Raw genomic sequence first — 9562 nt, forward strand, 5'->3', positions numbered from 1 at the left:
GAGTCAATATCGATACCCCAACTGGTGAAAAACACCAGCAAACCCAGGGCGACTAACCCATATTGAGTCAACAGTCCGATGGTATTTTGTCCGCCGCGATCGACCCCTGCCAAGCTAAGAATTTGGGTTTTGAGGAAATGGGTAAACCCTTTGACAACGAACCACAATCCGACAATAAATGCAAGCAAGATAAACAAATCGAAAATCGAGCCATCCACCTCACCCAATTTGAAAATGGGACGGGTCAAACTGGCAAACAATGCATAACGACCCCGCCTCAGAATTGGGAATAAACCCATGATTGAGTAAACCGCAGTCATCCAAATTCCCAGTTGCACCCCCGTCAGTGCCAACCGCCATCGCTGCTGTTGCTTGAATTGAGCGGTGGAGGTTGAGGCTTGGAGGCGGGGAAGCAGTAGCGTTCGTCGCACCCAGGTTAACGCCCAAGACAGGGCAATCGACACGGCCACAATCCCCACACTCCACAGTGCTGCTTGGCGGATATAGGCGATCGATCGCTCTTTTTGCGCCCGTTGCAGTGCGGCATTGATGCGCTTTCCCCACCTTTCCGCTTGTTTTTGCAACCAGGTTTTTTTCTCCCCTTCGGACCAGACCCCAAACCTCCGTTTCACATCCTCTAGGGTCACCGTCAGTAGATGCACGTCATTAATGCTGAGGGTGGTTTGTCCTTCTCGTTCGAGGACAATCGCACTCGTCGGTTCGCCGAACTGAAGTTGCTCCTCGAGAATCTCGTTAATCGTTGCGGCCCGTTCTGCTGCCGGGAAGTCTGCAACGCTGCTGACCTGAAACAAGACTCGACCATCGAGTAAAATCGGGGCTTTATCCCTTCGAGAGATGGGAGCCAATTGAGCTTCTGCTGGGGTCGCCCAAACGATCGTTATTATTGCAACGATCGTTGCGGCAAAAATCGCGATCGCAATGATGGGATCTCGACACAGCCAAACCAAGAGATATATCTTTCGATCTCTCCTACTCCTCATACCCTCAAAGTTTCTACTCAATGGTTCGCTTACGAACTTTATCGTGTAATGCGATCGCGTACCAAGTCGCTTTTTGAGAGGAAGAACCCGATCGCGTGTCTTCTCCCAATACCATCCCCCAAATAAGTACGCGCTGCTATAATTTATTCCCCAACTCCGGTATCCTAAAAAGAAGAACAACGATCGTCAAGTTGCTCGAATTTAACGTCCAAGTTTAAGACTTACTATCCAAAAAGACTATGCGAATTTTAATCATGGGTGGAACCCGGTTTATTGGTGTTTATTTAACAAAAAAGTTAGTAGAGAGAGGACATGATGTCGTCTTATTTAATCGAGGAAATAAGCCCGCGCCAGTAGAAGGTGTGGAGCAAATTCAGGGCGATCGAAAAGATACAGATCGATTAAAAGAATTACTAGCCAAAGAAAGCTTCGATGCGGTCTTCGATAATAACGGTCGAGAGTTGAGCGATACCCAACCTCTTGTCGAAATGTTTCAGGACAAGATCCAACATTTTATCTACGTGAGTTCGGCAGGAGTCTATTTGAAGTCCGATCGAATGCCGCATTTTGAGGGAGATAAAGTCGATCCCAACAGTCGGCACAAAGGTAAATTTGAAACGGAAACGTACCTTAACCAAGCCGGTGTACCGTTTACTTCCATTCGCCCCGTTTATATCTACGGTCCTGGAAATTATAATCCTTTAGAAGCCTGGTTTTTCGATCGCATCGTCCGCGATCGCCCCGTTCCCATTCCCGGAAATGGAATGTATATGACTCAACTGGGACATTGCGATGACTTAGCACGTGCGATGGTGGCGGTGTTGGGCAACTCGCGATCGATCGGGCAAATTTATAATATTTCTGGAGCGCGATACGTGACCTTTAATGGATTAGCCCGTGCCTGTGCTGAAGCGACCGGAAAATCGCCAGACTCTATATCGATCGTTCATTACGATCCCAAACAATTCGACTTTGGCAAACGCAAAGCATTTCCCTTGCGATCGCAGCACTTTTTTACCAATATTCACAAAGCCAAAGAAGAATTAAACTGGCAACCAAAATTCGATCTCGTGTCAGGATTGAAAGATTCGTTTCAAAATGACTATCTCGTCAATGACCGAGATAAGGCAGAAGTCGATTTTTCCATTGACGATGAGATTTTAGGAAAAACGTCCAGCTCAAAATAGCGAGCTAAATCTGTCATTACGATCGCTAAGCCACCCTCTTGTTTCGAGTCTGTTGGGAATGCTCGATGGAAAAAGTTGAAGGAGTCAGTCGAGTCGTCTTCGGGTGGCTCCAGCCGTCTTGGGTCTTTCGAGGATGAGGCGATATCCAAGAGTATTTGAGATCGGACTCGCAATCGTACTGACCCTCGTGGAAGTTTACAACAAAGACCAGAACCACGTAAGTGCCTAGAACGATTGTCAAAATTGAGGTCAACATAATATAGCTTCCGTTAGTTTTGTGAATGATGCTCGATTTTAAAATCGAGTCGGTAGAAAAATATAAATTTCTTTTCGAGACTTTATATTTGTATGTCTCTACGTTCGATGGTACTGACTCGATGATTGCGGTGGAGTTTGCGCTGGTGTTGATGTAGAGCAAACCTCTACATTGGTAAACTTAGATACCGAATTGCTTTGGATATTTACCTTAAACTCAGGCACAATGCAACATTTGCAACATAACCCATCTATCTTTAAAAAGATAGCGTTAAGATGAATGGCGATCGCACCCAAATTTAAGTTTCTGTGACAAAATAGAAACGGGTTGTTAATTCTTCAACTCGCGATAAGTGCAGAGTCAACTAACTTCCATCTAGATCGTTGCGCTAGCGATACGATCGAGCGCGATTTTTAATAGTACTATTAATCGTCAATTATCTGAGTTTCACGTGAAGTCTTCAGCGTGCTGGGTCAAGCTTCAATATTTTGGATAAGCTTGCCCTCTGAAAACTGTAACCTGGCTCTAGTCTTATGATAAGTTCATTGGTTTGTCGATCCGTTTTTATCGACAAAAAACCGATGAAAGTATTTAATTACTTTTGCTTTCTACAGATTTCAACAATAGCAACCGAAGACATCTCGTGAAGCAATCTAGCTTGCCCAGAAATCGCCATTTCGATTGTTATTTTCAATCGGATGGGTTCAGGGTCATCTATAACTGGACATAAATTTGAGGTTCAGCATCGATGGCAAAAAGTATCGATCTCACACCCGAAGCGCTTGGAAAAGCACTTTTATCTGAACGAATCGAGAATCTATCGGCTCTTGATGCCAATCTGGGTATCGATTCGAGCTACATCACCTGCGAGGAATATCAGCTTTTCCTCGACGAAGAACGAGCCGTTGGCAAATATTACCAACCCGATAGTTGGACGACGGAAAAATACCCTGCGGGAGAGGCTAATCAGCCGGTACTCGGCGTTCGAGCCAGCGATGCCGAAGCATTTTGCGAGTGGCTCACTCAAAAGTACGCCCGATGGCGGGTTCGCTTCCGGTTACCAACCCCCGCAGAAGCTCAGGCTCATCCCATCCCCGAACGGCATATCGGCTACTGGTGTAAAGAGGGAGAAACCGTTGCACTAACTGGCATCGAACTCGACGGTGCTCGCATACTACCGGCGACTTTGCCCCTCCCGCGCGATTTCGATCATCATCTGATGCGCGATCGGGATTTGGTTCGCAATCTGTCAACGGACTGCGAGCGTCTTCTCTCGAATAGCTCCCACTCGTCTAACGGTAATGCTCTATTTACACTGCTCAAAGTCTCAGTTTTAGTGCTGAGCGTTCTGGCAATTCTGCTGAGCCTGGGGAATTATGTCAATGCCAGTGGGGGAACGATCTTTATGAGAGCGCTCGCGTTCTTATTTCTATTTGTAGATTCCTCTCCCACAGAAGATGTTGAAACCCCGGCGTCCTCTGCCAATGGATTCGACATTTACTCCTCAGCCTCGGAAAATCTTGCCGATCCCGTCTGGGGCGTGAGCGGCGAGTTGTATATCCTACTGGGAATCGGTGTGATTCTGTTTTTTTGCTTTGTCGTATTCAAACAGCTCGGCAAAGACTTACAAAATCTGGTTCATGCCGTTTACAGCCCAGTTGCGCGTAAACTCTTGGTGGAGAAATACTACAGTCTTTATCCAAGACTGAGTGAAGCGCTAAAGATCGATCGAGACTTCGACCCGACCATCTACGAAATTTTGAATTTTGTCATGAGTCGATGTCAAGACCGCACGTCTTATCATAAAGCAGCAACTCATCTCGACGAACTGCTTCGAGCCAGGGACTTCTGGAATGCTTTAGCGGATTTTCTATTGAGTATTTCTGGGCCTTCTAAAATCTGGTGGTTTCGAGAGTCCAATCGCAAACGCTTGAAACAAATCGGACATCAGTGTTCCATCGAAAGTCAGGAAATCTACAGTCTCTATTCCTTTATTGTTTTGACGAACAAGCGACGGCTGGGATATGCTTCCGCCGTGGAAGGAATTCGGATCGTCCGAGAAAAATTGGAGTATCTCTAATGGTGACTCGCATGCGCAAGTGACTCTCACAGGACTGACATAAATGATTGAAACCGTTTGACCTGTAGAGTTTGTCAGCTTATCGCAAAGCACTATCAGTTGGCTCGCGACTGGAAAACGATCGTTTTCCAGTCGCGAGCGTTTTTCTTCTCACCTCGCCCGACAATTTCTCAATTTCTGCCCCATTGTTTGACCTCCAAGGTTATGCTTGTGAATATTCCCCCACACGATCTGGAGGCATGGATCGAAATCGCTTCAATCGAACGCTTCAAGAACTGACCCATCGGCGACGGGAAGTGTTGCTCGAGGTGTTGGCTGGCAAAAGCGATGCAGCTATCTCTGGCGCGCTTAATATTACCGAAGCTACGGTTAGAAAACACATCGAAAATATTTGCAATCAATTCGAGATTGCTAACGAGTTTCCTGACGAACGTCGCTCCAAGCGTCCCGATCTTATTGCTTTATTTCGCAAGTACCAGCCAGAATTCGTTCGAGAAAAAACGCCCGATCTCCAATTCAAAGAGGCTATTTCTCCTGAGGCAAAAGCGAGTCTGTTGGGTACGATCTACAACCGAGACGTGTTTGTTCTAATCGATCGCAGCGGCTCGATGGTGAGAAAAGATGGTGATACTCGAGGACTGGCTCGCTATAAGTTCCTGCAAGAAGAGGTAGAATCTCACGTTTGGACGATTCTTTCTACCGAACGACGCTCGGTCGAGGGTTCGCTTCAAAAAATTTGCGATCGCCTCAGCGTCTACTTTTTTTGTCGAGATAAAGTCGGTGCGGGTCCCTATGAAATTAAAGACGCCTCTCAGGTACAAGAACTATTTCACAACCATCCACCGAAAGGAAATACATTTATAACTCCGACACTCCGGCAATGTTTCAAAACTTGGATCGAGGGAGGAAAGCCGAAAAATAGAGGAGCATTTTTTATTATTTATACTGATGGTTTATTTGATGATGAGTCAAACTTTATTCAATTTATTTCCGAAGCTTGTTTGGAAATTTACGACCATCGGCAAATTAAATTTTTAATTCTCGGACTTGGCGAAGAAATTGATGTTAGGCATTTTTTATCGCTCGATTTTAACGTCAATCAAAAAAATGAATTTAATACTTTAGTTTTCGATCGAGTCAACGAAGTGGATAATATTATTGACGTTCTCCAGCGTCAGCTTGTCGAAAATCCCGATTTAGTATTTCCAGATTGGGTTCTCGATCGATATCCTGAATTTGTCAAAAAAGTGATGATGGCTAAGCCCGATCTGCGAGCGTCGAACGTTATTTCTTAAAAGAAATACGAGCCGGTTTAATAAGAAGGCTGTTGAGACAGCAACTCTCTGGGAAAAACCAGAGCGATATTTCGGTAGCGATCGCCATCGCTACCGAAACAAAACAGACATCGACAGTATAAATTAAGTTGAGTGTAAATTATGTTGACTGAGTGCAACTCGAACTAATTTGCCGCAACCGGAGTACTTGTTTGTAATACATCGATGGCTCGCGCGTAAAACGGATCGAACTGGGTTCCTCTGATTTGAGGTTCGAGGGTGAGTTGGAACTCCTGCTCCACAGTCAGTTGAACGGTAATATCCGGCGAGATGCCCGTTTTATTAATATCCGTACCTTTGGGAGTGTAATAGTGGGCGATGGTCACAGCGAGTCCCGAACCGTCAGAGAGAGAATTAACCGCTTGTACTAGGGCTTTACCAAAGGTTTGAGTCCCAATTATCGTTCCTCGCCCGTTGTCTTGGAGCGCTCCGGCTAAAATTTCGCTAGCACTGGCTGAATTTTTATCGACTAAAACGGCTAAGGGGCGATCGGTCATAGCCATTCCCGTGGCTTCGATGGTTTCGTTCTGACCTCGGCGATCGACGGTACTGACGATCGTCCCTCGATCGATCCACATTCGAGCAATTTCGACGCTGATATTGAGCAATCCGCCGGGGTTACCCCGCAAATCGAGAACGAAAGCATCCACGTTCTCGCCATTCAAATCCTGAAGCGCCCGATACATCTGTTCCGCTGCGTGGGCGTTAAATTCATCGAGTTGGATGTAACCGATGCGGGCTTGCTCTTCTTGCCGGATCGTATAACTGACGGTCGGCAGTTCGATACGGCTGCGCACCAGGGTTAGCTCGAAGGGTGTTTCCACCCCACGCTGGACTTTTAGGGTGACTGAAGTGCCCACTTCACCGCGAATTAAACCCGCGGCTCGTTCGACATCCATGCCTCGGGTTCTCTGACCGTCGATTTCGAGGATGCGATCGCCGCTTTGCAATCCGGCACGAAGTGCGGGCGAATTCGGGATGGTTTCGAGGGCTTCGATCTCTTGGGTTCTCTCGTCCAAACTCAGTTGCAGACCGATTCCCGAAAGTTCCCCGGCTGTTTGATCGGTCAGCGCCTCAAATTGCTCCGGGTCGAGGAAGCGGGTGTAAGGATCGTTGAGTTGGGATAAAGCACGACGTATGGCAGCATAAGCTTGTTGGCGAGAAGTATAGTCTCGGCTCAACAGTTCTTTGCGAACTTCCGACCAGTTCACTTGATTGAAAGAGTCATCGACATAATCTCGATTGACAATTTGCCAGACTTCATCGAGAACGGTTTTTGGACTGTTCTGCAATGCCGCATTGACAGCGCGAGAGCCGACTGGAAACAGTAAAGAGAAGCTGGTGGTGGCGATCGCCCCACCAACGAGTGCAACGCGTTGCAAGCGGGAACGGATGGGAGAGCAATTCATTCAGCAGTAGCGCTTATTGGCGCGAGCGATGGAATTTTAAGATTCGAGTCAGTTTTAGACCGCCAAAAATTGGCTCTCGCTCCTTGATGACCCATCGTCAAGTCAAACAACTCGATAAGTCTGAAATTCCCCATAAAGGAAATGACCGCTTTTTGATACCCGAGTGCGTACCAACAGATACAGCGCTCGCGCTTGGGGTCGGGGAGAAGATTTTATCGATCGAACGTTAGTTCCGTGGAATTGATGCAATTGAATGCAGGTCAAAAAGCAACCAAAGCCTAAAATTAGGGTCTGGCGTGTGGAGGAGTTGGGCGAGAATATTTTCTCTCTACTACTGTACCAATTCCATCTCAATTCGCCCAGTCAAATCCTGGCTCGATCGTCTAAAATAAAGCCTTAACTCAATGTGATTCACAGAAAATGTCCGATGCAGCGAGTGCAAATTTGGCCGGAGATCGCCCCAGCCGAGTCCCAACTTGGTTAATTCCTGGAGCGATCGGTCTGTTAGCCGCCCTGGGGACGATCGCGATGCAGTTGAAGCAGGTGCCAAAAGTTATCGATCGAGAAACCAATTTCCAACAATTTGCCCAACTTGAAGAAGTACATTTGCAACTGCTAGCTCAGATGCCGTCCTTGGGATTCGATAATCTGATCGCCGACTGGGCATTTTTGCGCTTCCTGGGATACTTTGGCGATGCGGAAGCTGGAGCGCGAACGGCTTATGGGTTGAACGACGATTATTTCGAGGCGATCGTCAAACGAGATCCTCGCTTTATGGAAATCTACCCGTTTCTATCAGCGGCAATTTCCATCGAGCAGGGCAACCCGGAACTCGCTGGGGAGTATATGGAACGGGGAATCGCTTCTCTAACGCCGGAAATTAACCCTCGGGGATTTCTCATCCTGCGCTATCGTTCCCTCGACCAACTATTGCTCGAAGGGGACATTCCCGGAACGATCGCCACCTACGAACGAATGGCCGATTGGCTCGACGCAATTTCCGAACTCGATGGAGCGAGAAGTTTTCGCGAGGATGCAGAATATCTGCGCCAAAATCCCGATAGTCTCCTGCCTCGATTTTGGGGTTGGCGGTACGTTTGGGCGCAAGCCATCGACGAGAGGGTGCGGCAGCGCGCGGAAAGTGAATTGTTGGAATTGGGGGCACTCAAGCAAGAGGATGGCAACGGCAACGTTCAATTTGTCTTGCCTCAAGAAGGGGAATTGTTGCAGCAGCGATCGCCCGATGGTTCTTTACCCTAGGCGATCGTTTATCGATTGGAAGAGTCACCAGTTGCAGAAGCTCGATCTGCCGCCTTTAAAAAATATCCGTTTCCGGTTCCAATTCGTCTTCGAGTTCGTCTTGTCGGCTTTGAGGTAGGATGTCCACTTGGGGGCGATCTTCAAGGTCTGGGGAAGAGATGCTACCGCCATTGTTGGGTTGAGCGGGAATCGCTTCGATAATGGCATCCAACACTTTTGGCACGGGAATAATGTCCAGGCCCAAGTCCGGCGGCATTTGCCCCTTGGGAATGATAGCCCGTCGGAATCCCAGTTTTGCGGCTTCGCGCAGGCGCAGTTCCAATTGCGAGACTTGGCGCACCTGTCCCCCCAGTCCCACTTCCCCAATCAGGACGGTGTGGGGATCGACGACCCGATCGCGAAATCCAGCCACTACAGCGATCGCGATCCCCAAATCCGCTGCGGGTTCTTCGACTTTAATCCCTCCCACGGAGGCAAGGTAGGTGTCGAGTTTAGAAAGGGGAACTCCCACTCGCTTTTCCAAAACTGCCAGAATTTGTTGCAGGCGGTTGCTATCGAGACCCGTCGCCGAACGCCGAGGGGATCCGAAACTCGCCGGACTCACCAAGGCTTGTAACTCTACTACGATCGGGCGCGTCCCCTCGCAGGCGACAATGGTGGAGGTTCCCGATACCACCTCATCCCGACTGCCTAAAAATAACTCCGAGGGGTTGGCCACTTCTCGCAATCCGTGGGCGACCATTTCAAAGACCCCAATTTCGTGGGTGGCCCCGAAGCGATTTTTCATCGATCGCAACAACCGGTGACTGGCAAAGCGATCGCCTTCAAAAAACAGCACCGTATCGACAAGGTGTTCGAGAACCCGAGGTCCGGCAATCGATCCGTCTTTGGTGACGTGTCCGACAATCAACAGGGTAATATTTTCCCGTTTGGCCACCTGCATCAAGGCTGAAGTACATTCGCGCACCTGGGCAACCGAACCGGGGGCAGACGTGAGGGAGGCAAAATAAATAGTTTGAATGCTATCGATAATTG

Annotated in this window: 8 protein-coding genes; 4 read left to right on the forward strand and 4 right to left on the reverse strand. The window is 48.1% G+C overall.

Translation table 11 applies throughout. The annotated features are described in order from the left end of the window. On the reverse strand, positions 1-968 hold a 968-nt coding region (locus IQ235_RS10315; RefSeq protein WP_502652821.1), incomplete at its 3' end, for a DUF8459 domain-containing protein. A gap of 272 nt (positions 969-1240) precedes the next feature. On the opposite strand from IQ235_RS10315, the gene IQ235_RS10320 reads away from it, so the two are divergent. Continuing rightward, positions 1241-2188, forward strand: coding sequence for an NAD-dependent epimerase/dehydratase family protein (locus tag IQ235_RS10320; RefSeq protein WP_264321386.1), 948 nt, complete (start codon positions 1241-1243; stop codon positions 2186-2188). Between the two features lie 25 nt (positions 2189-2213). On the opposite strand, the gene IQ235_RS10325 is transcribed toward IQ235_RS10320, so the two are convergent. After that, positions 2214-2444: a hypothetical protein gene (locus IQ235_RS10325; RefSeq protein WP_264321387.1), complete on the reverse strand. Its 231-nt coding sequence runs from the start codon at positions 2442-2444 to the stop codon at positions 2214-2216. 748 nt (positions 2445-3192) lie between these two features. Between IQ235_RS10325 and IQ235_RS10330 the strand changes: the two genes are divergently transcribed. Further along, positions 3193-4524, forward strand: a complete 1332-nt coding sequence (locus IQ235_RS10330) for an SUMF1/EgtB/PvdO family nonheme iron enzyme (protein ID WP_264321388.1) — start codon at positions 3193-3195, stop codon at positions 4522-4524. Positions 4525-4763: 239 nt separating this feature from the next. Then, the gene (locus IQ235_RS10335) at positions 4764-5819 is read left to right on the forward strand and encodes a LuxR C-terminal-related transcriptional regulator (protein WP_264321389.1); all 1056 of its coding nucleotides are present in this window, start codon (positions 4764-4766) and stop codon (positions 5817-5819) included. A 164-nt stretch (positions 5820-5983) separates the two neighbouring features. Here the strand turns inward: IQ235_RS10335 and ctpB are convergent, their stop codons facing one another. Next, a complete protein-coding gene (ctpB, locus tag IQ235_RS10340; RefSeq protein ID WP_264321390.1) occupies positions 5984-7267 on the reverse strand; it encodes a carboxyl-terminal processing protease CtpB in 1284 nt (427 codons plus the stop codon). Between the two features lie 420 nt (positions 7268-7687). Between ctpB and IQ235_RS10345 the strand changes: the two genes are divergently transcribed. After that, entirely contained in the window at positions 7688-8527 is an 840-nt protein-coding gene (locus IQ235_RS10345; RefSeq protein WP_264321391.1) for a hypothetical protein, read from the forward strand. 55 nt (positions 8528-8582) lie between these two features. On the opposite strand, the gene radA is transcribed toward IQ235_RS10345, so the two are convergent. Next, positions 8583-9562, reverse strand: a 980-nt coding sequence (radA, locus tag IQ235_RS10350; RefSeq protein WP_264321392.1) for a DNA repair protein RadA, incomplete at its 5' end; no start/stop codon positions are given.

It is taken from the genome of Zarconia navalis LEGE 11467 (genome assembly GCF_015207075.1).
GTDB classification, from domain to species: Bacteria; Cyanobacteriota; Cyanobacteriia; order Cyanobacteriales; family Geitlerinemataceae; genus Zarconia; species Zarconia navalis.

Coding starts and splice junctions, on each gene's coding strand:
- IQ235_RS10330 (WP_264321388.1), top strand. CDS start 3,193: ATGGCAAAAAGTATCGATCTCACACCCGAAGCGCTTGGAAAAGCACTT.
- IQ235_RS10345 (WP_264321391.1), top strand. CDS start 7,688: ATGTCCGATGCAGCGAGTGCAAATTTGGCCGGAGATCGCCCCAGCCGA.
- IQ235_RS10335 (WP_264321389.1), top strand. CDS start 4,764: ATGGATCGAAATCGCTTCAATCGAACGCTTCAAGAACTGACCCATCGG.
- ctpB (WP_264321390.1), bottom strand. CDS start 7,267: ATGAATTGCTCTCCCATCCGTTCCCGCTTGCAACGCGTTGCACTCGTT.
- IQ235_RS10320 (WP_264321386.1), top strand. CDS start 1,241: ATGCGAATTTTAATCATGGGTGGAACCCGGTTTATTGGTGTTTATTTA.
- IQ235_RS10325 (WP_264321387.1), bottom strand. CDS start 2,444: ATGTTGACCTCAATTTTGACAATCGTTCTAGGCACTTACGTGGTTCTG.